The sequence below is a fragment of the Vagococcus teuberi genome, from assembly GCF_001870205.1.
In the GTDB taxonomy this organism is placed as follows: domain Bacteria; phylum Bacillota; class Bacilli; order Lactobacillales; family Vagococcaceae; genus Vagococcus; species Vagococcus teuberi.
In genome coordinates, this window is the sequence record NZ_CP017267.1 from 1281198 (window position 1) to 1306323 (window position 25126).

At 34.7% G+C, this 25126-nt stretch carries 23 protein-coding genes and 1 riboswitch; of the genes, 3 read left to right on the forward strand and 20 right to left on the reverse strand.

Features of this window, described 5'->3' with window-relative positions; translation table 11 throughout:
• Positions 1 to 49 precede the first annotated feature (49 nt).
• The 7 genes from BHY08_RS06175 to BHY08_RS06205 all read right to left on the reverse strand — a co-directional run bounded on the left by BHY08_RS06175 (position 50) and on the right by BHY08_RS06205 (position 7168).
• Positions 50 to 325 (reverse strand): HU family DNA-binding protein, encoded by a 276-nt coding sequence (locus BHY08_RS06175; RefSeq protein ID WP_071457044.1) that lies wholly within the window; start codon positions 323 to 325, stop codon positions 50 to 52.
• Positions 326 to 551: 226 nt separating this feature from the next.
• Entirely contained in the window at positions 552 to 1862 is a 1311-nt protein-coding gene (gene der, locus BHY08_RS06180; protein ID WP_071457045.1) for a ribosome biogenesis GTPase Der, read from the reverse strand.
• A 123-nt stretch (positions 1863 to 1985) separates the two neighbouring features.
• The gene (gene rpsA, locus BHY08_RS06185; protein ID WP_071457046.1) at positions 1986 to 3155 is read right to left on the reverse strand and encodes a 30S ribosomal protein S1; all 1170 of its coding nucleotides are present in this window, start codon (positions 3153 to 3155) and stop codon (positions 1986 to 1988) included.
• Positions 3156 to 3259: 104 nt separating this feature from the next.
• Positions 3260 to 3931: a (d)CMP kinase gene (gene cmk, locus BHY08_RS06190; protein ID WP_071457047.1), complete on the reverse strand. Its 672-nt coding sequence runs from the start codon at positions 3929 to 3931 to the stop codon at positions 3260 to 3262.
• 63 nt (positions 3932 to 3994) lie between these two features.
• On the reverse strand, positions 3995 to 4627 hold the full coding sequence (locus BHY08_RS06195) for a LysM peptidoglycan-binding domain-containing protein (protein ID WP_071457048.1): 633 nt from the start codon (positions 4625 to 4627) through the stop codon (positions 3995 to 3997).
• A gap of 48 nt (positions 4628 to 4675) precedes the next feature.
• A complete protein-coding gene (locus BHY08_RS06200) occupies positions 4676 to 6124 on the reverse strand; it encodes a RecQ family ATP-dependent DNA helicase (protein WP_071457049.1) in 1449 nt (482 codons plus the stop codon).
• Between the two features lie 3 nt (positions 6125 to 6127).
• Complete coding sequence (locus tag BHY08_RS06205) at positions 6128 to 7168, reverse strand: YpbB family protein (RefSeq protein ID WP_071457050.1); 1041 nt, start codon at positions 7166 to 7168, stop codon at positions 6128 to 6130.
• Between the two features lie 27 nt (positions 7169 to 7195).
• On the opposite strand from BHY08_RS06205, the gene BHY08_RS06210 reads away from it, so the two are divergent.
• Entirely contained in the window at positions 7196 to 7402 is a 207-nt protein-coding gene (locus BHY08_RS06210; protein WP_071457051.1) for a ferredoxin, read from the forward strand.
• Positions 7403 to 7438: 36 nt separating this feature from the next.
• On the opposite strand, the gene BHY08_RS06215 is transcribed toward BHY08_RS06210, so the two are convergent.
• The 6 genes from BHY08_RS06215 to xerD all read right to left on the reverse strand — a co-directional run bounded on the left by BHY08_RS06215 (position 7439) and on the right by xerD (position 13320).
• Entirely contained in the window at positions 7439 to 9307 is a 1869-nt protein-coding gene (locus tag BHY08_RS06215) for an acyltransferase family protein (RefSeq protein WP_071457052.1), read from the reverse strand.
• A 144-nt stretch (positions 9308 to 9451) separates the two neighbouring features.
• Positions 9452 to 10030 carry an ECF transporter S component gene (locus tag BHY08_RS06220; protein WP_071457053.1) on the reverse strand — a complete coding sequence of 193 codons (579 nt, stop codon included), beginning with the start codon at positions 10028 to 10030 and terminating at the stop codon, positions 9452 to 9454.
• 125 nt (positions 10031 to 10155) lie between these two features.
• A riboswitch (FMN riboswitch) is annotated at positions 10156 to 10286 on the reverse strand.
• A gap of 56 nt (positions 10287 to 10342) precedes the next feature.
• Entirely contained in the window at positions 10343 to 11065 is a 723-nt protein-coding gene (locus BHY08_RS06225) for a pseudouridine synthase (protein ID WP_071457054.1), read from the reverse strand.
• 5 nt (positions 11066 to 11070) lie between these two features.
• Positions 11071 to 11661: an SMC-Scp complex subunit ScpB gene (scpB, locus tag BHY08_RS06230; RefSeq protein WP_071457055.1), complete on the reverse strand. Its 591-nt coding sequence runs from the start codon at positions 11659 to 11661 to the stop codon at positions 11071 to 11073.
• On the reverse strand, positions 11662 to 12411 hold the full coding sequence (locus BHY08_RS06235; protein ID WP_071457056.1) for a segregation/condensation protein A: 750 nt from the start codon (positions 12409 to 12411) through the stop codon (positions 11662 to 11664).
• Between the two features lie 9 nt (positions 12412 to 12420).
• Positions 12421 to 13320: a site-specific tyrosine recombinase XerD gene (gene xerD / locus BHY08_RS06240; RefSeq protein WP_071457057.1), complete on the reverse strand. Its 900-nt coding sequence runs from the start codon at positions 13318 to 13320 to the stop codon at positions 12421 to 12423.
• A 151-nt stretch (positions 13321 to 13471) separates the two neighbouring features.
• Here xerD and BHY08_RS06245 point away from each other — a divergent pair, with 151 nt between their 5' ends.
• Positions 13472 to 14269: a hypothetical protein gene (locus BHY08_RS06245; RefSeq protein WP_071457058.1), complete on the forward strand. Its 798-nt coding sequence runs from the start codon at positions 13472 to 13474 to the stop codon at positions 14267 to 14269.
• 13 nt (positions 14270 to 14282) lie between these two features.
• Here BHY08_RS06245 and fur read toward each other — a convergent pair whose 3' ends face one another.
• From fur to dnaE, 6 genes are all read right to left on the reverse strand, one after another.
• On the reverse strand, positions 14283 to 14750 hold the full coding sequence (fur, locus tag BHY08_RS06250; protein ID WP_071457059.1) for a ferric iron uptake transcriptional regulator: 468 nt from the start codon (positions 14748 to 14750) through the stop codon (positions 14283 to 14285).
• A 108-nt stretch (positions 14751 to 14858) separates the two neighbouring features.
• A complete protein-coding gene (locus tag BHY08_RS06255; RefSeq protein WP_071457060.1) occupies positions 14859 to 15719 on the reverse strand; it encodes a CvfB family protein in 861 nt (286 codons plus the stop codon).
• A gap of 105 nt (positions 15720 to 15824) precedes the next feature.
• Entirely contained in the window at positions 15825 to 16985 is a 1161-nt protein-coding gene (locus tag BHY08_RS06260) for an MFS transporter (RefSeq protein ID WP_071457061.1), read from the reverse strand.
• A 175-nt stretch (positions 16986 to 17160) separates the two neighbouring features.
• Positions 17161 to 18915, reverse strand: coding sequence for a pyruvate kinase (gene pyk / locus BHY08_RS06265; protein WP_071457062.1), 1755 nt, complete (start codon positions 18913 to 18915; stop codon positions 17161 to 17163).
• 34 nt (positions 18916 to 18949) lie between these two features.
• Positions 18950 to 19912 (reverse strand): 6-phosphofructokinase, encoded by a 963-nt coding sequence (gene pfkA, locus BHY08_RS06270; protein WP_071457063.1) that lies wholly within the window; start codon positions 19910 to 19912, stop codon positions 18950 to 18952.
• Between the two features lie 174 nt (positions 19913 to 20086).
• Complete coding sequence (dnaE, locus tag BHY08_RS06275; protein ID WP_071457064.1) at positions 20087 to 23407, reverse strand: DNA polymerase III subunit alpha; 3321 nt, start codon at positions 23405 to 23407, stop codon at positions 20087 to 20089.
• A gap of 132 nt (positions 23408 to 23539) precedes the next feature.
• On the opposite strand from dnaE, the gene BHY08_RS06280 reads away from it, so the two are divergent.
• Positions 23540 to 23743: a YjzD family protein gene (locus tag BHY08_RS06280; protein WP_071457065.1), complete on the forward strand. Its 204-nt coding sequence runs from the start codon at positions 23540 to 23542 to the stop codon at positions 23741 to 23743.
• Between the two features lie 27 nt (positions 23744 to 23770).
• On the opposite strand, the gene BHY08_RS06285 is transcribed toward BHY08_RS06280, so the two are convergent.
• Positions 23771 to 24988: a multidrug efflux MFS transporter gene (locus tag BHY08_RS06285; RefSeq protein ID WP_071457849.1), complete on the reverse strand. Its 1218-nt coding sequence runs from the start codon at positions 24986 to 24988 to the stop codon at positions 23771 to 23773.
• Positions 24989 to 25126 lie beyond the last annotated feature (138 nt).

Here is a 25126-nt window from a genome sequence, read left to right on the forward strand (position 1 = left end):
TTATAAAAAAAAGCAAGCACCGAAACATCGGTACTTGCTTTAAAATGTTCTATTTAACTGCATCTTTTAATGCTTTACCTGGTTTGAATGCAGGTACTTTACTTGCAGCGATTTGAATTTCTTCACCTGTTTGTGGGTTACGTCCTTTACGGGCAGCTCTTTCACGAACTTCGAAGTTTCCGAATCCGATTAATTGAACTTTTTCACCTTCAGATAAAAATTCTTGGATTGAAGTAAATACAGCGTCTACTGATGCTGTTGCATCTTTTTTAGTTAATCCTGTTGCTTCTGCAACTTTTTCGATTAATTCTGCTTTGTTTGCCATTTCTAATTTCACCTCCTCGAAAAAGATTCGATGTTTACGTGACATCATTTTCTAAATCATCCATTTTGAAAAATCAATATGTATGAGTAGAAATATTCAAATACAATATTTCTTAAACAAAGATACCACAAGAACATTGATTTAGCAAGGTTATTAAATGAAATCCTCAATAATTTAGGCATTTCATCGATTTTTTGCCAAAATAAATAATGTATGTTAAAATTAGCTATTTTCGTCGTCTTGCAATAATGCGAATTGGCGTCCCTTCAAACTCAAATGCACGTCTAATCTGATTTTCTAAGAATCTAGCATAAGAAAAATGCATCATCTCTTCTTCGTTAACAAACACTACAAATGTTGGTGGTTTGATAGCTACTTGAGTGGCGTAGAAAATCTTCAAACGTTTCCCTTTATCAGTTGGTGTTGGGTTAATTGCCACAGCATCCATAATCACATCATTTAAAATAGATGATGGAATACGCAATGTTTGATTTTGACTCACTGTCTCGATAATTTCAGGTAATTGATGCAAACGTTGTTTTGTCTTAGCTGATACATAGACTATTGGGGCATAATCAAGGTATCTGAATTCAGAGCGAATGTCTTCTTCAAACTCTTTCATTGTATGATTATCTTTATCTAATGTATCCCATTTGTTTACGACAATCACAATACCTTTTCCTGCGTCATGAGCAAATCCCGCAATTCGTTTATCATACTCACGAATCCCTTCTTCAGCATTTAACACAACTAATACCACATCAGAGCGATCTATTGCACGCATTGCACGCATCGCACTATATTTTTCTGTGTTCTCGTAGACTTTTCCTTTTTTTCTCATACCAGCTGTATCAATCATAATAAACTCTTGACCAGTATTTGAGACAAACGATGTATCAATCGCGTCACGAGTAGTTCCAGCGACATTTGACACAATCACTCGGTCTTCGCCTAACATGGCATTAATCAGAGAAGATTTACCAACATTTGGTCGTCCGATTAAACTAAAACGAATGATATCATCTTCCTCTTCCGCTTCAACTGGCTTGAAATGTTTGATAGCCTCATCTAAAACATCTCCTAAACCAATACCGTGACTTCCTGATACAGGGATTGGATCACCTAACCCTAGTGAATAAAACTCATAAATATCACTACGCATTTCAGGGTTATCCACTTTATTAACTGCTAAAATAACTGGTTTATCACTTTTATATAAAATTCTTGCCACGTACTCATCAGCATCTGTGACACCTTCACGACCACTTGTCACTAAAATAATCACATCTGCTTCTTCAATAGCTATTTGAGCTTGGTGTTTAATTTGATCCATAAAAGGCTCATCACTCATCTCGATTCCACCAGTATCAATAATGCTAAATTCACGTCCCAACCATTCAGAATGGGCATAAATTCTATCACGTGTGACACCAGGAACATCTTCCACGATAGAAATTCTCTCTCCAGCCATACGATTGAACAGAGTTGATTTTCCAACGTTTGGACGTCCAACAATCGCTAGTGTAGGGATTGACATAGTCATTCCTCCTTTATCCTTTTACTTTTTTTATCCTTATGTAGTTTACCCCGAAGGCTGACTTGGTGCAAGATAAATGTCAAATAATTCATAAAAAAAGTCAGCCGTTAAGCTGACTTTTCATTATTTACCTGTTAAATCTTCACCTAACACATCGCCTAAAGTAAAGCCTGTTGATTCTTCTGGCATAACGTAATCGTCTTCTTCAACGACTACTTCATCTTCTTTTTCTTGTAGAGCTTTAATACTTAAACCAATACGTTTATTTTCTTCAGATACGTCTAACACTTTCACTTGTATCACGTCACCTTCATTTAATTCTTCATGAGGTGTGGCAATGTGTTTGTGTGAGATTTGAGAAATATGTACTAACCCTTCAACTCCAGGTAGTACTTCAACAAACGCACCAAAATCTGTTAAGCGTTTCACTGTTCCTTCTAATACAGAACCAGCACTTGCTTTTGTTTCGATATCATCCCATGGTCCTGCTAATGTTTCTTTGATTGACAATGACACACGTTCTTTTTCTGGGTCAACACTTAATACTTTAACTGTTACTTCGTCACCTGAGTTTAAAATATCAGAAGGTTTTGATACGTGAGCATGTGAAATTTCAGAAACGTGAACTAATCCATCCACGCCACCTAAGTCAACAAATGCACCAAAATCTGTTAAACGAGCGACTTTACCAGTCACCACGTCACCTGCAACTAATTTTCCAAATACTTCTTCTTTTGCTTTTGCTTTTTCAGCTTCTAAAAGGGCACGACGAGATAAAATTAAGCGATTTTCTGATGGTTCGATTTCGATAATTTTAAATGTTAATGTTTGGCCTTTAAACTCAGAAAAGTCTGAGATGAAGTGATCAGATACCATTGATGCTGGAACAAATCCACGCACACCAACGTCAACAACTAATCCACCTTTCACTACATCAGTGACAGGTCCTTCAATTACTTCGCCAGCTTTGAATTTATCTTCGATTTCTTGCCATACTTTACGTGCATCTAAGCGACGTTTAGACAATAAATAACTTCCATTTTCTTTGTCTTTTCCAATTTCTGAAATGACAACTAAATCAATCACATCTCCAATTGATACAACGTCTGTGACATTTTCAACTGGAATAGTTGATAATTCTTTTAAAGGAATCACTCCTTCAACTCCTGCACCAATAATACCAACAACTGCTTGTTTGTTATCATCGACTGCTAAGATTTCACCTTGAACTAAATCGCCAACCTTTACTTCTTGAACACTTTCGATTGCATCTAACATTGTTTCATCTGACATAATATCCTTATCCTCCTAAGCAACACTTACTTGATTTTTCACTACATACTTATATTCTACCTAAAACAAAAACACTTTACTAGTATTATCTATCCGATTTGAGCTTAAATTACTTTTTTTAGTTCATTTTCTATGACATTTACGACTTCTTCGATAGATAATCCTGTTGTATCAACCTTTATAGCATCACTTGCTTGAACGAGTGGTGACTCTTTTCGATGTGAGTCATAATAGTCCCTATCTTCAATTTCTTTTTGTAACTCATCAAGGCTTGTCATAATCCCTTTTTCGATGTTTTCTTTGTATCGTCTTTCTGCACGCTCTTTGACACTGGCGACTAAAAATATTTTTAAATCAGCATTAGGCAACACAACGGTGCCAATATCTCGTCCATCCATCACAATATTTTGTGAATTAGAAATCGCTTTTTGACGATTAACTAATTCTTCTCTAATTTCTTTGATTGCCGAAACTTTTGAGACATGATTTGTCACGTCTGGCATACGAATATCATTTGTTACATCAATTCCATTAGCATAAACATGCTGTAATCCGTCAACATAGTCAAATGTCATCACTAAATTATCTAATTCTTTAACTAACTCGCTTGGTTGATCTAAACTAAGATTATTTTCTAACGCAAACAACGTAACGACACGATACATTGCCCCCGTATCACAATATATATAACCCATTTTTTTTGCCAAAATTTTAGCAACGGTACTTTTTCCAGCAGAAGCCGGACCATCAATTGCCACTTGAACATATTTACTCATCTAATTTATTCCTCTTCCTATCTACATAATCAAAAAGTCGTCCTAAGACGACTTTTATGATGGTTATTGGACTCTAATTGGTTGTCCTGGTTGAACGTTTTCCGGTGTTACTCCTGGGTTTAGTTGGTATAATTGGTCTAACGTAATCCCCGCTTCTTGAGAGATTTTCCATAGAGAACGCGTGCTGTCTCCTTGACCATATGCTACTGTTGACCCACCCGGGTTTTGTGTTTGATTTTGCGATTGATCTTGTGCATTCGTTTGACCGCTTTGATTTTGTTCAGTTCCATTTTGGGCTACTTGACCTCGTGTTGACGGATCATTTTTTGGAACTTCTACATCAGAAAATGACTCTGTCGTACTTGGCGTTGTAGATGAAGAAGTCGATGTTGAAGAACTAGATTCTTTCGTTGATGATTCTTCTTTAGTTGAACTACTAATCGTAGTAGTAGAACTTGATGTTGCCACTGTTTTGCCAGCGTTTAAATTACCGCTCATTTGTGAATAAAGAATCGCACCTGTTGGAATCAATACAATTAAAAATAAGATGACAATGATGCTCACGATAAACCATGTTCTTTTTTCTGATTTTGAACGTCTATTGGTCCTTGAGCCATCATCTTCATAAATTTCTTGATCCCAATTTTCATCTAAATTTTCTTTGTTGTCATTATTATTTAAATTATTATCACTCAAAAATAATACCTCCTCAAAATATCTGAAACCATTTTATCATAGTTATCATTATATGTCGCTTGAAACACCTAAAAAAAACATTTTTTCTAATTTATCTTTTACATTTAAAGACGTTTCAACTCTTTTTTGACTAACTTTATCTATATTAACTTCTGGTCTTTCTGTTTGACAAATATGACAACAACATGTTAAATCCCCTGATTTACTTTCACCGAAATAGTGTTGTATTATATCACGTTTACACTCACTACTTTGACAGTATTCAATCATTTTATAAAGCTTTAACTCTCGTTGCCTTTTTTTTGTCATTAATGTTTGTTTATAATCTTCCCAAGTTGTTTGATTTTCTTCGATTTGTTGTAACCATTTTTTTTGCGTTTTTGTCATTACCTCAGAAAATTTTTGCCTATCAATTTGTGACTTGTTTTCTAAGAAAAGTAAATCTTGTTTTTCTTGATGCGTTTGCTCTTGCAAGAAGAAATGTATGTTCTCATCACCTGATTGGTATAGCACAATCGACAAACTTTGTTTTCCATCACGACCTGCTCGACCAGACTCTTGAACAAAATCTTCCAAACTATTTGGTAAGTGGTAATGAATAACAAAGCGAATATTTCCTTTATTAATTCCCATACCAAACGCACTTGTTGCACATAAAATCCGGATGTTATCATGAATAAACTGCTCCTGAATTCTGATTCTATCCTCACTCGACATATCTGAATGATAACTCTGAACAGTATAAGGTAAGCAATTATTCAGATATTGAGAGACGCGATCGGCTTCTTTTTTACTAGAAAAATAAATAATCCCCGGCACTTCTCTTTCCATTAAAAAGTCTTCCAAGTAACTTAATTTATCATCCGTTTCAACAACATCATAATAAATATTTTCACGGTTAACGGATTGAGCAACCTCGACAAATGTTTCTGATTCAAATAACTGTTGTGCGATATCACGTTTTACGTCTTCAGTTGCTGTCGCCGTTAAAGCTAACGTTAAAGGGTTTCCTAATCGTTGCTTAATATCTTTTAAAGCCAGATAACTCGGTCTAAAGTCATGCCCCCACTGAGAAATACAATGTGCTTCATCGACTACAAACAAACTAATCGTTAGCTTTTCAAAATAGGACAATACCTCTTCTTGACTCAACGCTTCTGGACTAATAAAAATAAACCGATACTGGTTGAGTCGATTTAATACAAATCGGCGCGAACGTTTTTCTAATAGACTATTAATCGCGATAACCGATTTTTCACCATTTCGTCTTAGTAAGGACACTTGATCTTCCATCAATGAAATAAGTGGTGATACAATCACCGTCTGTCCTTTATTTACATAATAACTAGGAAATTGATAGCACAATGATTTCCCTGCACCTGTTGGCAAAATCGATAAAACAGATTTCCCCTCTACAATAGATTGAATCGTTTCTTTTTGACCCTTGCGAAACGTGTCAAATTGGAATCTTTGTTTAAGAAAGGTCTCTAACATCATTTTTCACCTCACATTGTCACGTAAATAAAATTGATAAAATTTAAATTCATAAAACGTTAATTCAGGAATATCTCGTACAACCACAGAATATTTCCACATTTTATATTCAGGGTACTTTAAGCTATAGTTATTTAGTTTTTCTTTCAAAGAGGGGGTTAAATATGTCATTAACTGAGAACTAGGTTGTTTCATATGTATTTCAATAAAATGATCTGTTATCGTACTTGGTTTTAATCGTCTCATATATGCCACTTCTTCTATTGAATACCCTTTTTCCAATAAACGTCGAGTTAAATCTACCGTGTCCTGTTCTTCTTGCTTTTTTATGTCTTTTATAATAGATAAAAACAATGGATACTGATCTGGTTCTTGATATACCAACTCTAACAACAGGTGTATGGCACTTTTATGATGCAAATAATAATACAACAGACCTTTATCAGATTGCTGTGACAATTGAGAGATTGTATACCCAATCACCCCATCACCTACTAATTGAGACACTAATATTTCCTGTTCTTCTATTGGTAAATATGAAAGAACAGTTTGCCATTCATTAAAAAAATCATGCACCAAATGTGGTCCATCAACTTGAACCAACCATTGTTTCAGTTGTAATTGATGAACGGGATTATTATCAATAGGAATGTAATCTGAATTACGGTTACTTTTATAACTAATGACTTGAGAGATAAACAATAAACGCAACCAAAAAGCATCATCCACTTTGTCATAATCAAACGACTGAAGTGTCAGCCTAGAAAATTCTAGCGTTGTTATTTTTTCTTTACCTTTAGCAGTTAATGTTACAAGTTGGTCCTCTACTTCTTCTAAGTAATTATTAGAGATCAGCCTCAATATATATGCATTATATTGCTCTTTGGTTAATTTCGGAAATAAATTGAAGTAGTTTAATATTCCATGCAACCTCCCATAGCTTAAAACAGATGTTGTTTTCTTACCTTTTAAAAGATGATATAATGTGGAATGACGCATGACATCACCTGAATGAAAAAAATATAATATCATATCTTCTATGAACAAACACTACCACCTCGAAGGAGTTTTTATATGCTATGTAAAATTATACCAGAAAAATGTATTGCTTGTGGCTTATGCCAAATAAAAGCACCAGAACTATTTGATTATCATGATAATGGTCTAGTTAAATTTAAAGACTCAAATACACTAGAAGAACATTTTTCTGAACCAATTGCTGATACATTACTTGAAGCTTATCAAAAATGCCCCACAAGAGCTATTGAATTAAAAAAATAATCTATAAGCCTTCGTATTGAAAGCTTATAGATTTTTTTATTGTAAAACATTCAACACCTCATTAGCAACTAACTCACTAAATTTTTCTCCGCCTTCTGGTACTAAATGGATGCCGTCTTCGTCAAACCATTCTCTATGGCCAACAGCATAGCTTTTCCAATCTATCAAGTGTGCATTTTTATACTTCTTGGTTGACTTAGCTAATGTACCATTCACCGAAGCTTGCCAAGGTCTATCAACTAAAGTATTAACAAAGAAAACTTGTCTGTCACCAATTGTTTGCATTATTTTATCAATATCACTTTCTTTAAAACTACCATTTGTTCCTAATACAACTAAAACCACATCACCTAGTTGTTTGTCTTTATCCAACTTATCAAATACTTTCTGACTATCTACTAACTGTCTTCCTACTTCAGCATCAATGTGGCTGTGTGGAAAATATGTTTGAAGTTCAGGTGCAGCACTTAGTAACACAGAGTCTCCAATCGCTCCAAGAGATACTTTCGCAATTTTCTCTTTTTGACTTGGACTTAAATCACTCGCTTCTTCCTTAGACGATTCCGTCGTACTTGATGTTGTCGTTTCCTGAGTCGTTGAAGACGTTGTGTTTGTCGACCCGCTCGTTTTTTTCGGTTCACTGGATGAGCTGGCAAGTTGTTTATTATGTTGCTCTACTGCTTGTTTATTTTTTTCTAATTTTTTTTGTAATGCAACAGCCGAATCCATCTTACCAGACGGGGATACGGCAACTCCATAAATAAACGTCCCTAGGAATAGTAAAAAAATAACTAGAGCTGGAATATTTTTTTGGAAATAAGATTTACCGATTACCCACAGTTCTTTCACATTACCCATGCGTCTAATTTTATTGATTAAACGACAGGTTAATTCTGATAATACGCCGATTATAGTAAGTTGAATGACTCCGTGTAATAAAGCATTTGTTCCATCCCATTTTAATTGGTCTGTATAAACAACCATAACCGGTAATTGCCACAGATAAATCTCATAACTTCTTGAGCCTATCCAACGTATAATGGGGTTAGTCAATGCCACACTAAATTTTTCTTCTTCTATAACTAAGCCTAACACAACCATTGATATCACACTAAATAAGAACATCCCACCACGATAAACAAAGAAACCACTATCTGAAAATAGGAATAAAGATCCTATTATTAAAACTAATCCTACAATAAACGTTGTTAGCTTTTTCCAGAAATCAATTGATTCAATTTGTTCACGGTAAATGCGTAAAATAAACGCAAGAGAAGACCCCATCATCACTGAAAATAGTCGCGTATCAGTTCCGTAATAAATTCGGTTGATTGACTCTGGCGTGTAAAATGCCATCATCAATACCGCGGACAAGCCCGTAATAAATAAAATAATCTGATTAATTTTTTTATAATCTTTCAATTTATAAAGTAAGATAGCTAAAATAATCGGCCACACTATATAAAACTGACCTTCAATAGACAACGACCATAAATGGGTAAATGGCGATTCGTTTGAAAAACGATCAAAATAGGAAAACCCATTGGCAATCTGCCACCAATTATTCACATTAAATATGCTAGAAGTTATAATTTCTTTAAAATTTAATAGATATTTTTTTGATATAAATGGAAATATACTCCCAGTCACGATAAATAAAACAAGCAACGAAGGATAAATACGTTTCACTCGCCTAAAGTAAAAGTCCCGTATTTTAATTTTTTGTCTTTTTTGCCATTCAAATAGGAGTATATCTGTCATTAAATAACCCGATATGACAAAAAATAAAGGAACTCCTAAAAACCCACCAGACACCGATTGTGGCATCAAATGGTATAAGATTACCCCGATGACTGCAATTGCTCGTAAGCCATCAATCCCTTTGATGTATTTTCTTTTGTGCATTTTTATACTCCTCTATAATAAAACAATATATAACATATATTAAATTAAGTTTACAAATATTTCAAACATATTTATCCAACCTTTATATTTTCTTATGAATTATTTGATTTAAAAAAAACAACCAAAAACTGGTTGTTTTTTTGTTTAATTGCTAACTTTTTTTGCAATTCTTTTTTCCAGTACTGGAATAACTTTTTTGTAAACTACAAAAAATGCGACTCCAACAGCTGTTCCTTTAATTAAATTAAATGGTACAATTCCATAAAGAATCATTGTTGCAATTGACATACCAAAATCCATGCCCAATACATTTAAATAAAACGGTGTAATAACAAAGTAATTAGCCACACTCATGAATATAGTCATTAAAACTGTTGCATACATAATACCTTGAATTAAATTTTTGTTTGAATGTTTTTTCTTCATCATGCTATAAATTGGTACTAAATAACAAACTGTTGCTAAAAATCCAGCTCCGTTACCGATTAACGCTCCTAGATTTCCACCACTTGTGATGAAATTTAGCGTTGAACGAATAAATGCTACTAAAATACCACTAACTGGACCATATAAAAATGTACCAATTAAAATTGGAATGTCACTAAAATCTAATTTTAGCCACCCAAATACTGGTAAAATTGGTATCTCAATAAACATTAAAAGATACGCAATCCCCGCCAATAATGATAGTGTCACCATTTTTTCTGTCTTACCTGTGTTCATAAGAAAATCCCCCTATTCAGGACCATCCCCGGAAAAGACTTGGATCAAGTACACAAAAAAACTGCTTTCTTGCCGTTTACGCGCGCAAAAAAACAGTGGTTTACTTGATTGTATACTCAAATAAGCCCTATCTTCTTTACTCCAGACTCTAACTGTCGGTATTGGAATTTCACCAAATCGGCTAGTCACCATAGGATAACTAGTTCGTGGACTTTAACCACCGGTCGGGAATTACACCCTGCCCGTGAAGACGACCTTTTATATTTTTATAATTTCATTATACCGTATTTTTTTTTATTAAGCAACAAAAACTTACTCTTTGTTAGCTAAAACGTATAACTGACTCACTTCTTTTTTAGTCATTTCTCTGTAGTCACCAGGATTCAAACCAAATAAATCAAGTGTCGCAACTTTTTCTCGCTTTAATTTCATCACTGGTAAATCAACTGCTGCTAACATATTTTTAACTTGGTGATTACGTCCCTCATGGATAATCAATTCCACGACAGAAGTATTTTTTCTAGCATCTGTTGATAAAATTTTAAATCGTGCTGGTGCAGTTTTTCTACCATCAACTCTAATGCCATTACGTAATGGTTTTAACATTTCTTTTGTCGCAATGCCTTTAACTTTTGCGACATATACCTTATCAATTTCGTGTTTTGGATGAGTTAACAGATTTGCAAATTCACCATCATTGGTCATAATCAATAGTCCTGATGTATCATAGTCTAGTCGACCAACTGGAAAAATACGCTCAGGAACACTATGAAAATAATCTGTTACTACTGGGCGATCTTTATCATCTGACACAGCTGAGATGACATTTTTTGGTTTATAAAACAAATAATACACTGGTTGCTCTTGATAAATTGGCACACCATCTACTTCAACTTTATCTGACTGACTGACTTTTACACCTAATTCTGTTACTTTTTTGCCATTAACCGTCACACGTCCTGCTTGGATTAATTCTTCTGATTTTCTTCTTGAAGCCACACCACAATGTGCCATCACTTTTTGTAATCGTTCCATTTAGTTCACTCTTCTTTCTCTTCGTCAAACTGCTCTTTAAATCGGTCAAAAAACAAATCAGTCGATTCTAAATCATCTTCTAATTCCTCATCTAACTCATGAATATCTGGTAAATCCGCAATACTTTTTAATCCAAAATAATCAAAAAAGTAAGCCGTTGTACCATATAAAATCGCTCGTCCTGGTCCATCAACTCGCCCTTTTTCTTCAATCAATTGCTTGTGCATTAGTTTTTGAATCGACCCTGAACTCTGCACCCCTCTTATTTGTTCAATTTCAGAACGTGTGATAGGTTGCTTATAGGCAATAATTGCCAATGTCTCAAGTGCAATTTTCGACAATCTTTGATTAATAGAAGATTGGGCATAATCTTTTAATAAAGGTGCCATCTCTTTTTTAGTGGTCATCATAAAACGATTCCCTGCCTCTAAAATTGTCAACGCACTACTTGGGTTATCTTCATATGCTTGCTTTAATTCTTCTAATGCTTGATAAATTGTTGCTGTGGGTTCATTCATCAAATGACTCAGCTCGTTTAGTCCAATGCCCTCTTCTCCTGATACAAACAGCAACGCTTCAATTTTTTGTCCTAACATCTATTGTCCCTCTTTATTAAAAATCTGGATAGTCGCATCCACTGATGACTGTTTCACCACGATATCTCTCTTCTTAATTAATTCTAACATAGCAAGAAATGTCATCACAATCTCTGAGCGTGTATAAACGGTAAATAACTCGTCAAACAACACATATTCAGTTTTAGATAGTGTTCTCACCCGGCTCATAACAAACTCTATTCTATCATCAATCGTGTAATCTTCCATCACAATACTTGTTTCCATGGGTTCCATTTCTTTTGCTCGAGTCATGACATCATGAATCGCTAAATAAAGATCAATCATTGTCACCTCATTGGGTTCAAGTGGTGCACACTCTTTTTCATAATCAGATAAATCGGTTGCTTCTTTGGTAAAATAGTCTCCACGCTCGGTTTCCATCTCCTTTAAAACCGTTGCCACATACTTAAATTTTTTATAATCTAATAATTGTTGCACCAACACTTCACGTGGATCCAGTGCGTCGTATTCACTCTCATCGTCTACTTCAACGACTTCTTGTGGCAATAGCATTTTACTTTTTATCGCCATAAGTGTAGCTGCCATCACTAGAAACTCTCCAGCAATCTCTAAATCAAGTGTACGCATTGTGTGAATGTAATTCATATACTGCTCAGTAATTTCAGCAATCGGGATATCATATATATCAATCTCAAGTGTTTTGATTAAATGAAGCAATAAATCCAGTGGCCCTTCAAAAATATCTAATTTTACATTTATTTCTTCCATACTTCTACCTCACGCTCTTGGAAAATGTTCTTTGTAGACATCAGCTAGTCGTTGTTTGCTGATATGCGTGTATATTTGGGTGGTTGATATATCCGCATGCCCTAATAATTCTTGGACAATGCGTAAATCAGCACCATTTTCTAGCAAATGTGTCGCAAAGCTATGGCGAAGTGTATGAGGTGTCACATCTTTTTCAATGCCCACTTCTGTCACATAAATTTTTAAATTTTTCCAAATTCCTTGCCTAGAAAATGGTTTACCCTGATAGTTTAAAAATAACACATCGTTTGTCACATCGGCTTTATTTTTTATTGCCAACTCTGGACGTGATTTTTCTAAATATGTGTTAATCCAATATATCGCTTGATCCCCTAAAGGCACAATTCGTTCCTTATCACCTTTACCTAACGTTTTTAACAACCCAATAGTCAAATGTAAATCACTTAACTTTAAAGTAATTAATTCCGTCACACGAAGTCCTGTGGCATACATCACTTCTAAAATAGCACGATCTCGCATACCTAATACAGTGGTCGTATCAGGGGCTTCAATAATTTTTTCAACTTCTTCAATTGACAACGTTTTAGGTAACGACTGTCTTTTTTTTGGTGTATCAATATATTGCATGGGATCTGTATCAGTATGACGCTCTTGACGTAAAAATTGATGAAATTTGCGCAAGCTCGATACCATACGAATAATCGTGGTAGACGATTTGTTTTCTTCTTTTAAAAAAGTCAAAAAATCCATTATCACAAAACGATCAATCTGACTTAACTCATGAATTCCTCTATTATCTAAATAGGCCAAATATTGATTTAAATCACGTTCGTAACTGACAATCGTATTATATGATAACCCTCGTTCAATCTTTAAATAATGCAAATACTCTTCCAAATACGTTCTCATACTACCTCCCCAATCAATAGTAATTATTTTAACAGTTTTTATACGCAAATACTATCTTAAAAATACAGATGAATTTTTATTATTTTACATAGACTTTTTAATCGTTAAATTATACAATAAACATATTGGTCAAAAGGAAGGAGGAACATATGTGTTTCCAAGAAAAGAAACATATAAAAATATCAACCTATTAGATTTTTTAAATATAAATAGCAAACATTATACAGATGAATTTGATGATATATACCGTCAAAAAAAGAATTACTTTTATCTGTCGTTAATTTTTTTCATCCCTGTTTCTCTCATCCTAACAATTTTTGTGATGATTAACTTTCCCGTTCCGTGGTGGCTATCACCGATAGTTTTCATTTTGTTTTCTATTATTGGTTTTTTCTTTATTTCACTTCCCATGTATCAATCATTCATTAAAGAATGTACAGAAGCGGAAAAATATATCTGTCAGAGAGTAGATGAGCACTTATCAGAGCTTGCTAAGCAAAATTTTTTCACTAAGGATGCGAAAGTAAAACGATTATTAAATCAAGAATTTGAATTAATCGCCCTAACAAGCGCAACAAGAGAAGATTTAAATGTGATTATGCAAAACAAGTCACTAAGCACAGCAGTTTGTCCAATCATGACGTTAAATAACTCTCAATTCAAACAAACAAAACATATTTTCTTTGAAAACCGACCACTAAATCCAGTTATTTTAGCAAAAATTAATTTGATTAATCGTACAACCAAACGTCTATCTAAACAAATTATCTTGCCGATTGAGTTTGAATTGGTTCGAGGGCTTGTCAGCGAACAAATCATTTTTCTATCAAAAGATAACTACATAGTGAATCCCTATCTTCATATTGATGCGGATAATTTCAAATTACTTTATGTATCTGAGCAAGAGGAGTTTTTGAAAAGAGAACACCCACCTATTTACATCACATAAAAAAACAAGTCATCTACTCAACAGACGACTTGTTTTTTTCTTGACAAGATTGGCAAATGCCGTGAAAAGTTAGGCGATGATCTGTCACTTTAAAACAAAAATTTGTTTCCACTATTTTCTCAACATCACCTAATAAATCCTCTTCGATTTCATCAATGTTACCACATTCTAAGCATAATAAATGATGATGAAAGTGTTTAGCTCCTTCTTTTCTCATATCATATCTTGATAACCCATCATTAAAATTTACTTTATCCAGTACATTTAATTCTGTCAACATTTCAAGCGTACGATAGACAGTCGCTAAGCCGATATCAGGTGTTTTTAATTTTACTAGCATGTAGATTTCTTCAGCTGACAAATGATCTTTTTCGTTTTCAAGTAGGACTAAAACTGTTGCTTCACGTTGCGGCGTTAATTTATAATTGGCTTCATGTAACTGATCTTTTATCCTCTGCAATGCTAGACCTTGCTGTTCCATAGTAGCTTGCACATCCTTTTTATAATCATTCTTATTATCACTCAACATAAGTTCATATAAATTATAATTTATCTAATGTACAAAATCAACCTATTCTCAATTAGATGGCTAATCTTTAACTAAATAGGTTTTTCCATCTTTTTGAATCACGCGTTTTTCTTTCATTAATGACCCTAGAGCACGTTTAAATTGTCCTTTACTAATCGCAAATGTTTGCTTAATTTCTTCTGGGGTGGATTTATCGCTAAATGGAATCATTCCATCTTGAGAACGTTCTAAGAAGGTTAAAATCATTTGTGCGTCATCAGAGATTACTTCATAAGCTCTTGGTTTTAATGACATGTTTAACATACCATCAGGACGAACACCAATCACTCGACCATTTACGATTTCACCTAAACGTGGTTCATCATATCGTTCTGATGGGTGGATAAATGCCACATAGTGGTCATCTGTAAACACAAAAGTCCCCACCATTTTTAAGCGGTATACAACTCCTGTGATATTTTTATTCTTCATTGATTCTTCATCTGCTGCTTTTGACATAGCTAAAAACGTCATATCATCTGCAATGTTCGCCCAAAGTCTTGCTTTTTCATCTACTGACAAACGAACTAATAACTTATCACCTTTTTTCGGCCATAATTGTTTCATCTCTGGTAACTCATCAAGAGAAACTACCACTTCTTTATCTGGTAAACCAATATCAACAAACACTCCTAAATCACGTCTTGAATCAACTACTTCAGCAAAGCCAAATTTATGTTGTTGAATCTCTGGAATGTTTGTTGTAAAAATTCGATCATGCTTTTGATTTTCATAACCAAACCCTTCCACCATATCTCCTATTTTAAAATCGCCTTCGGACTTATTTAAATGAAACGTCACACCATTTTTTTGCACAAAAAACAACTGATCGTTTTCATCAATAATTAACCCGCTCCACACGCTACCTATTAAATCTTTCATGTATTTTGCCCATCCTTTCGTTGTTCTCACATTATATCATAAAACATTCTCATATTCTCTATTACAAATATAAAAGAGATAACTGAGTCACTGCTCAATTATCTCTTATTTTTCTGGTAATTCTTTTTTCCACATTAAAGATAAGAAACTTGTCAAAAGTAACACAATAGCTGACACATAGTATGGGTAGAAATGATTGATATCAAATAATATCCCTGAAGCCATTGGGCCTAAAATATTACCAAAACTGGTAAAAGTTGAGTTTAACCCATTAACCGTACCTTGCCTGTCTCCTGCGTGTTTTGATAAATACGTTGTAATCCCAGGTCTTAATAAGTCAAATGCTAAAAATACCACAAATGTCGACAATACAACAACCCACTTGCTATCTGTAAAGGCAATTACCCCGACAAATATAGCGCTCGCAAAAAACGATACTCGAATTAATCCGACCTCACCAATTCGCTTGATAATCCCATCAAAAAAGACCAACTGACAAATCAAAGCCAACACACCACTTACAGTGATGATTGCCGCAATTTCTGAGGTTGAAAAACTAAAATTAACGGTCGCCATGATACTATAAATTGATTCAAATGATTGCAACCCAAATGACGAAATCAAAATAACAACAAATGGGAATGTAAAGATTGGATCTTTTAAAATATCCATTACAGAGCCTTTCTCTGCTACTTGACCATGAACTAATTGTTTCTCAGGCTCTTTTAGAATGAGCATGGTCATAACGAATCCAACAAACGCTAAAAACGCCGCAGCAAAAAATGGGACCCTCATACCAAAATGGGCTAAAAATCCACCAGCTCCAGGTCCAATGATAAACCCACCACTAATGGCTGCAGAAACTAATCCCATAGCTTTTGGTCGTTCATCAAACGTGGTCACGTCAGCGACATATGCTGTAACTGATGGCATGATTAACGCAGCTGCAATCCCACCAAGTCCACGAGAGACGTACAACCAACTGACCACTTGACCTAAACCAAAAATCAGTTCTGAAATAGCAAAAATTAACATCCCGATTGCAATGATTAATTTTCGTCCGACTTTATCAGACAAACTACCGGCTATTGGTGAGACGATTAGTTGCAACACAGCAAAAACAGAAATCATCAATCCCATAGTAGACCCTGACAAATGCATGTCTTCTTTTAGCATTGGCATGACTGGGATAACTAATCCGGCACCCAAAAACACTAAAAATAAATTAGAAATTGCTAAGTACATCATACTTTTTTTATTTGTCATTTATTTTATGCTCCTTTCCTATAAGTCTAATCTAGACCATTCTACACCACTCGTCTAAAAAAAAGCCATAGTATTTTAAAATATTTTTTTTACCTGCTTTTTATACATATAAACAAATAAAGGGCAGGAGTTTACCACTCCCACCCATATTTTATTAAAACTCTTTTTTTGTTAATTAAATAGTTGTTTCGCCTTCGTAGATATATCCCTGACGAGGATCAATTGTTAAAGTTGTTCCATTTGAGATAACTGATGTTGCATCTTCAACACCAACAACTACTGGAATGTTTTCAGCAATGGCAACAACTGCTGCATGGCTAGTTAATCCACCATCTTCAACAACGATTGCTGAAGCTTTTGAGATAGCTGGCATGTAATCTTTATCTGTTGTTTTCACAACTAAGATAGCACCATCTTCCATCACTTTGTTTGCTTCGTCAGCAGAAGAAGCAACAATTGCTTTAGCTGAAACAGCTGTGTCACCAATTCCTTGTCCAGCACATAATTTAGAACCAATTAACTGAATTTTCATTAAGTTAGTTGTTCCTTTTTCACCGATTGGTGCTCCAGCAGTAATGATGATTAAATCACCATCTTTAGAGAAACCTGTTTCTTTTGCAATTTTAGTTGCAAGAACAAACATATCGTCTGTAGAATCTGGTTTAGATGTCACTATTGGGAATACACCCCAGTTTAATGCTAAACTTCTTGCTACACGATCTGTAAATGTTACCGCTACAATGTGAGCTTTTGGACGATATTTAGAAATCATACGCGCTGTATGTCCTGATTCTGTCGCAGCCACAATTGTTTGGATGTCTAAGTTTTTAGCTGTATGTCCAACTGCTTGACCAATTGATTCAGTCATATCAGTTTTTCTATGTAATTTAAGAGCATATGCATCACGATCAGTTAAATCAGCTTCTGTACGAACAGCGATATTTCTCATTGTTCTAACAGCTTCAATTGGGTATTCCCCTGCAGCTGTTTCACCAGATAACATAACTGCATCAGTTCCATCATAAATCGCGTTTGCCACGTCACTTGCTTCAGCACGTGTTGGACGAGGATTTTTTTGCATAGAATCTAACATTTGAGTTGCCGTAATAACTGGTTTACCTAAAGCATTACATTTTCTAATCATTTCTTTTTGTACAACTGGTACATTTTCAGTTGGAATTTCAACACCCATGTCACCACGAGCAACCATTAAACCACTAGATACTTTTAAGATATCATCTAAGTTATCAATACCTTCTTGGTTTTCAATTTTAGAAATAATTTGAATATGTGTCGCATTTTCTTGTTCTAAGATTTCAGTGATTTCTAAAACATCACTTGGACGACGAACGAAACTTGCAGCGATGAAATCAACATCGTTTTCAATACCAAAACGAATATCAGCTGCATCTTTTTCAGTGATACCAGGTAAGTTAATACTTACGTTAGGTACGTTAACACCTTTTTTGTTTTTCAATACGCCTTCGTTTAATACTTTTGTGACGATTTCTTTATTAACTGAATCGATTTCGATTACTTCTAAGTCAATTAATCCATCATCTAAAAGGATATGGCTTCCTACACGAACATCATCAATTAAACCTGGGTAAGTAATTGAGAATTTTTCTTTTGTTCCTTCTACTTCACTCATTGCAATGCGAACTGTATCACCAGTCATTAATTCAACGATGCCATCTTTCATATTATGCGTACGAATTTCTGGACCTTTTGTATCTAATAAAATTGCAATGGTTTTACCAGTAATTTTTGCCGCTTCACGAATATTTTTAATACGTGCTCCATGTTCTTCAAAATCTCCATGTGAAAAGTTCAAGCGAGCTACGTTCATTCCTGAATTCATTAATTCAACTAATGTGTCTAAAGATTCACTTGCTGGACCGATTGTACAAACAATTTTAGTTTTTTTCATGTAAAAAACGCTCCTTAGTATTTTTTTATTTATATTAAAATGAGATTTGATGATTTAAATCATACAAACTCAAATCCGGCTGATGTTTCTTTTGTTCTAATGTTTCAATGATATCATTTGCCACAATTTCATTGTTTACAGAACCAATACATAATCCACCTTGACCATTTTTTAGTAAGTCAACCGCAAATCCACCGAATTTACTAGCTAAAACACGATCTCGAGCTGATGGTGCTCCACCACGTACAACGTGTCCTAATACGGATACACGAGCATGGAAATCTCCGTACTCTGCTAATTCGTCAGCAAATTTATGACCTGACATCACACCTTCTGCTAAGACGATTAAACAATGTTTTTTACCACGGTCACGGCCTTCACGAATTTTTTGAGCAACTTGTGCCATATCAAAATCATGTTCTGGAATAATAATATCATCTGCTCCACCGGCAACACCTGCCCATAAAGCGATATCTCCAGCATCACGACCCATTACTTCAATAATAAATGTACGTACGTGAGATGTTGCAGTGTCACGTATTTTATCCATTGCATCTAATACAGTGTTAATAGCTGTATCAAATCCAATTGTGTAATCTGTCATTGGAATATCGTTGTCAATTGTTCCTGGAATACCAACAGCTGGGAATCCACGTTTTGTTAATGCTAACGCACCATGATAACTACCGTCACCACCGATAACAACTAATCCTTCGATACCAAATTTGTTTAGTTGTTCAATCCCTTTAAGTTGTCCTTCCTCTGTTGCAAACTCTGGGTAACGTGCTGAATATAACACAGTTCCACCACGTTGAATGATATCCCCTACATCTGGAACATCTAACTTACGAATATCACCAGCGACTAAACCAGCAAATCCATAGTTTATACCATAAACTTCCATACCTTCATAAATGGCTTTACGTGTTACCGCACGAATAGCAGCATTCATACCAGGTGCATCTCCACCACTCGTCAAAATAGCAATGCGTTTCATAGTTATAACCACCTTTACTAAGTTGTACTTACTCATGTATTTTTATTATGTAAAAAATACTTAAATCCAAAGACTATTCTACCATTATTTTCTGTAAATGTCTTTGCCTATCTATAAAAATTGAAAAAAAATTGAAAATACATTTTATCTTCTAATGTTTTTTTAAGAATCATTTCACTTGAATATGATCATCCCTTCACCTAATAAAGAACTCACCTTACTAATTAATTCAGAATTATCATTTACCCAATAACGCTTATTTAACAACGTATTATCATGTTTATGACGAAATACTAAAATAACCGGGCACTCTCCTGGAAATGACAATAACACACTTTGTAAATCTGCTAACAATTGATTCGTGTCATTTTCTTTCGTTATATTTATGAAACATCTTAAAACTTCTTTCACATCTTTAGCTAAACGAACATCATTGGCAATGATTTGTAATTCTTGATTATAACGACTTTTTTCTACTTTTCCTCTAACAACATAAACTTCTTGTTCCCCTAATATAGATTGTACTGCTCGGTAAACCGTTGGAAAAAGCGTGACAGACAACTTACCCGTTTGATCTGTTCCTTCAAGAAACGCCATTGATTCCCCTTTTTTCGTGCGAATTTTTTTCACACTAGATGAATACAACAACACCGTCACTTCTTGATTAGGTATTAGCTGTGATGCTTTAGTAGTAGATAGACTAATGAATTTATTTGCATAAAAATCAACTGGATGAGCAGACACATACGTCCCTAAGTACTCCACTTCTTGTTCCAATTTTTCTTCGACAGTAAAATCTGTACATGTTTCCTTCTTTAAAGCAAGTATATCTAATAAATCTACACTGCCACCACTATATTCGATATTTTGTATCATAGAATCTAAGTCAATAATCAACTGTTTTCTATTTTGATGCAACCGATCAAACGCACCAATATAAATCAATGGCAAAATATTCGCTTGTTTTAACCACTTGCCACTAATTCGTATCAGGAAATTCTCTAATGACTTAAATGGACCTCCTTCTTTTCGAATAGTTAAAAGATGTTGGATAAAATCTTTTCGAATCCCTTTGACAGATGAAAAGCCATAAATAATATTGCCTTTATTAAACGTAAAACTGTATTCACTTCTATTAATATCTGGTGGAGTAATCGTTAAACCGGCTTCTTTTGCCTCCACCACGTATTCGTTCATTTTTGCTGGATTATTTTTCACTGAATGCAAAATTGCTTGGAAAAAGGCCGTTGGATAATGAACTTTTAAATACGCCATCTGATACGCAATCACTGAATACACGACTGCATGCGAGCGGTTAAACCCATAATTAGCAAAACGTTCGATGTAATCATACACTTGCATCGCCACGTCTTTTGTATAGCCTTGTTTTAACGCACCATTGACAAAATGATCACGCTCTGTATCAATCACATCCTTGCTTTTTTTACTAATTGCACGACGTAAAATATCCGCTTCACCTAAACTAAATCCAGCCATTTTGGATGCCACTTGCATAACTTGTTCTTGGTAAACAATAATCCCATAAGTATAATGTAAAATTGGTTTTAAACTGTCATGCGGATAAGTAATTGGCTCTTGTCCTTTTTTTCGTCGCACAAACGTGTCAATGTTTTCCATTGGACCCGGTCGATACAACGCATTGACTGATGCGATATCTTCAATAGATGTTGGACCTAATTTCCGCAGAACATTTTTTATTCCTTTTGACTCAAATTGAAACACGCCGACCGTGTTGCCCTGGCTAAATAATTCTAACGTTTTTTCATCATCTAAAGGAATATCGGCTAATGATAAATGCTTTCCTGTCTGATATTCGATTGAAGATAGTGCGTTTCCTATGATAGACAGGTTTCGTAAACCAAGAAAATCCATTTTTAACAAACCAATCTCTTCAACTTCTCCCATCGCAAACTGGGTTAATGGAATACCGTTGTTTCCTTCTTGCAATGGAATGAGGTTTGTTAAATCTTGGTCACTAATCACAACCCCTGCCGCATGCGTTGACACATGTCTTGGCAATCCTTCAATCCGTTTTGCTGTATCAAAGAGTAATTTGTTTTTATAAGAATGGCCCACTAATTCACGCAATGTTTTCGATTTATCATACGCCTCACTAAGTGTTATCTTTAAATCTTTTGGAATAGCATTAGCCCAACGATTAGCTTCATTTTGTGATAAACCAAACACGCGACTGACATCTCTGATAGCCATTTTCGCCGCAAGAGTACCAAACGTTGCAATTTGTGCTACTCGGTTCTCACCATATTTTTTATTAACGTATTGTAGTAATTCTTCACGCCTATTATCAGGAATATCCATATCAATATCCGGCATGGTGTACCGTTCTTTATTTAAAAATCGCTCAAAAAGTAACTGATACTCGATTGGGTCAACATCAGTAATTTGCAAGACATATGATACGAGAGATCCCGCTGCAGAACCACGACAAGCTGTCACGATATGATGATCTCTAGCATATTTCATGACGTCCCACACAATTAGAAAATAATCATCGTATCCCATCTCATGAATCACGTCTAACTCCATATCAAGACGTGCGTGATATTCTTCATTTAGTTGTCCTTGCAATCTAAACTCAAGACCAGATTGGCATAATTGACGCAAATAAGTATATGCTGTTTCCTTTTCTGGCACTAGAAAACTTGGTAATAGTTTTTGATGCAATGGAATCTCTAAATCAATCATCTCAACAATTTTTTGACTATTGATTAAACAATCAGACAAACCCTTTTCTTCATAAAGTATTTTAAAGTCAGTCATTTGTGGTAAATAATAATCACCAGATAATTGTTCAAAATCTACATGAATCACGTCACCTGTTTCAATGTGTTCTAAGACAGTCACAGAAAAGTCATCACTTGGGTTTAAATATCGGACATCTTGCAGTGGCACAACTGGTAAACTATATTTTTTATAATAATATTGCCAATACTCTAACTCTTCACCTTTAGCCTTTAAAGCATTTATTCCACCATATACATCTGTATTTTTTAGCAGGTCTAACAAGTCGATTGTTCGATGCTCCATTTGCTCACTACCAACTGCTCGTTGCAACTGATATAACTCACTTGTTTGCCACGGGAAAATAACGATCAAATCACTTAAATAAGGCTGGATTTCCTCTAAAGAAAATAACTCTTTTCTGTCTGTCATCGCTTTTTCCGTCGCAATTTTCATCAAATGATGGTAACCAGAAAGATTTTTAGCTAGTAAAATAAGTTGCGCATCAATTTGTTCTTTCGTTCTATATGAAAGGGTCATTCCAATCAGTGGTTTAATCCCTTGTCTGATACATTCTTGATAAAATAAAACGACACCATGAAGGGTATCAATATCAGTAATCGCTAAACTTGTGTAGCCACGTTCTTTGGCTTCAAACACAAGATCCTTTATGCGATTGGTACTGGATAATAATGAATATTCTGATCTAACTTGTAACTGTCCCAAATCCATGAAACCCCTCCATTAATCTTCTCTTTTTAGTATACCATAATAAGTCGCACTCTCTTTATAAACAACACTTTCAATCCTTTACTTTTAAAGCAAAGATTGGTAAACTTATTCTTGAAAAGAGGTGCATTAGACATGGGAAGAATTGTTGTCTTTATTTGGGCAATTTTATTAGGACAAGTGGTTAGTTATATTGGTGGAGCACTTCATGGAATCACTGATTACAACTTCACTGGAACTGTGATTGTATCTTTAATTGCTTGTGCCATCGTAATGATTATTGCTGAAGTAGCAGCGCCAAGCGACGAAAAAAAATCAAAAAATAAAAAAAACATGTAGGAGACTTTTCTCTTACATGTTTTTTATTTAATGTTTAAACTCTTTTATCAACTCTTTAATAGATAGCTGATTTTTAAAGTTAAAGAAACTAATGGTAATATTCATCAAAATCAGTATACTTGTTGCGACAAATACCGCACGATAACCAAATCCATTTGCTACAAGTGAGCCAACCATTGGCCCTGCAACTTGCCCTAGACTCGTAAACATTTGGTTAAAACTAAAAACCCGGCCAACACCATTCATTGGTGTGATTTTACTAATCAGCGTATTAACTGATGGCATTAATGCCCCTGTTGAAAAGCCTAGTAGAAAACGACACACACCTAATTGAAACGGCGACTGGACCATTGACATTGGTAAAATAAATAAAAACGACAACACCAAACCACCTATTAAGACATAATGACTGCCAATACGATCTCCTAATTTACCCAAAAAAGGTGCAGCAAAAAACTCAGAGACACCAGCAACAGACACAATCAATCCACTGACAAACAAAATATTACTCGTTTGACCACCAAGTTCTCTCACATACAAAGTTAAAATAGGGCTGATACTAGTCATTCCTATTTGGATAATAGCCGTAGTGATAAACAAACCAATTAATACTTTCGGTTGTTTCACACTTTGAAAGACTTCTTTTGTTGATACCATATCTTTTCTTTCAACAGGTTCAAAATCTTCATGAATAAAAAAGATAGTAAGCATGGTTGTCACAAATAAAATACTCCCTGTTACTAAGAAAACATTTTTAATACCAACAGTCTCTGCTAACAGTCCACCTAGTGACGGGCCAATTAAACTTCCGGCTACTGCTCCTGTTGCTAGTGTTCCTAAAGCCATTCCATTTTTATCCTTTGGCGCCTGCGAAGCAATCATTGCTGTTGCATTTGGAACATACCCAGATAACAATCCATTACAAAATCTCATAAATAATAACCAAAATACATTCGGAACAAACGCTAATGACCCCATCGTGATTGTCATACCTGCTGCTGCACGAATCATCATTATTTTGCGGCCTTTTCTATCAGCTAAACTACCCCATAATGGTGCTACAATAGCTGCAGACAACGCGGTTAAACTAATAGATAATCCAGCATAAAATTCTACTTTATCGCTTGGTGCTCCCAATTGTTCGATGTATATTGAGATAAACGGCATCACTAAACTATAACTCGCACCAGTAAAGAAACACCCAATCCAAGCAATATACATATTTCGTTTCCAGTCAACCTTCATCGAAATAATATCCACCCTTTCATTTATTCTTGTATATTATACTCCTATTGCATCTAAATGAAAGTAAATAGGATATTTTTTCTTAATTTGGTCAAAATAATTTTATATGCCGTTATATACTCATTACAGTATTTCTAG

Bases quoted from the DNA above. Each gene is read 5' to 3' on its own strand.
- BHY08_RS06175 (WP_071457044.1), bottom strand. From the start codon at position 325: ATGGCAAACAAAGCAGAATTAATCGAAAAAGTTGCAGAAGCAACAGGA.
- der (WP_071457045.1), bottom strand. From the start codon at position 1,862: ATGTCAATCCCTACACTAGCGATTGTTGGACGTCCAAACGTTGGAAAA.
- rpsA (WP_071457046.1), bottom strand. From the start codon at position 3,155: ATGTCAGATGAAACAATGTTAGATGCAATCGAAAGTGTTCAAGAAGTA.
- cmk (WP_071457047.1), bottom strand. From the start codon at position 3,931: ATGAGTAAATATGTTCAAGTGGCAATTGATGGTCCGGCTTCTGCTGGA.
- BHY08_RS06200 (WP_071457049.1), bottom strand. From the start codon at position 6,124: ATGATGTTAGAGACCTTTCTTAAACAAAGATTCCAATTTGACACGTTT.
- BHY08_RS06210 (WP_071457051.1), top strand. From the start codon at position 7,196: ATGCTATGTAAAATTATACCAGAAAAATGTATTGCTTGTGGCTTATGC.
- BHY08_RS06215 (WP_071457052.1), bottom strand. From the start codon at position 9,307: ATGCACAAAAGAAAATACATCAAAGGGATTGATGGCTTACGAGCAATT.
- BHY08_RS06220 (WP_071457053.1), bottom strand. From the start codon at position 10,030: ATGAACACAGGTAAGACAGAAAAAATGGTGACACTATCATTATTGGCG.
- BHY08_RS06225 (WP_071457054.1), bottom strand. From the start codon at position 11,065: ATGGAACGATTACAAAAAGTGATGGCACATTGTGGTGTGGCTTCAAGA.
- scpB (WP_071457055.1), bottom strand. From the start codon at position 11,661: ATGTTAGGACAAAAAATTGAAGCGTTGCTGTTTGTATCAGGAGAAGAG.
- BHY08_RS06235 (WP_071457056.1), bottom strand. From the start codon at position 12,411: ATGGAAGAAATAAATGTAAAATTAGATATTTTTGAAGGGCCACTGGAT.
- xerD (WP_071457057.1), bottom strand. From the start codon at position 13,320: ATGAGAACGTATTTGGAAGAGTATTTGCATTATTTAAAGATTGAACGA.
- fur (WP_071457059.1), bottom strand. From the start codon at position 14,750: ATGGAACAGCAAGGTCTAGCATTGCAGAGGATAAAAGATCAGTTACAT.
- BHY08_RS06255 (WP_071457060.1), bottom strand. From the start codon at position 15,719: ATGAAAGATTTAATAGGTAGCGTGTGGAGCGGGTTAATTATTGATGAA.
- BHY08_RS06260 (WP_071457061.1), bottom strand. From the start codon at position 16,985: ATGACAAATAAAAAAAGTATGATGTACTTAGCAATTTCTAATTTATTT.
- pyk (WP_071457062.1), bottom strand. From the start codon at position 18,915: ATGAAAAAAACTAAAATTGTTTGTACAATCGGTCCAGCAAGTGAATCT.
- pfkA (WP_071457063.1), bottom strand. From the start codon at position 19,912: ATGAAACGCATTGCTATTTTGACGAGTGGTGGAGATGCACCTGGTATG.
- dnaE (WP_071457064.1), bottom strand. From the start codon at position 23,407: ATGGATTTGGGACAGTTACAAGTTAGATCAGAATATTCATTATTATCC.
- BHY08_RS06280 (WP_071457065.1), top strand. From the start codon at position 23,540: ATGGGAAGAATTGTTGTCTTTATTTGGGCAATTTTATTAGGACAAGTG.
- BHY08_RS06285 (WP_071457849.1), bottom strand. From the start codon at position 24,988: ATGAAGGTTGACTGGAAACGAAATATGTATATTGCTTGGATTGGGTGT.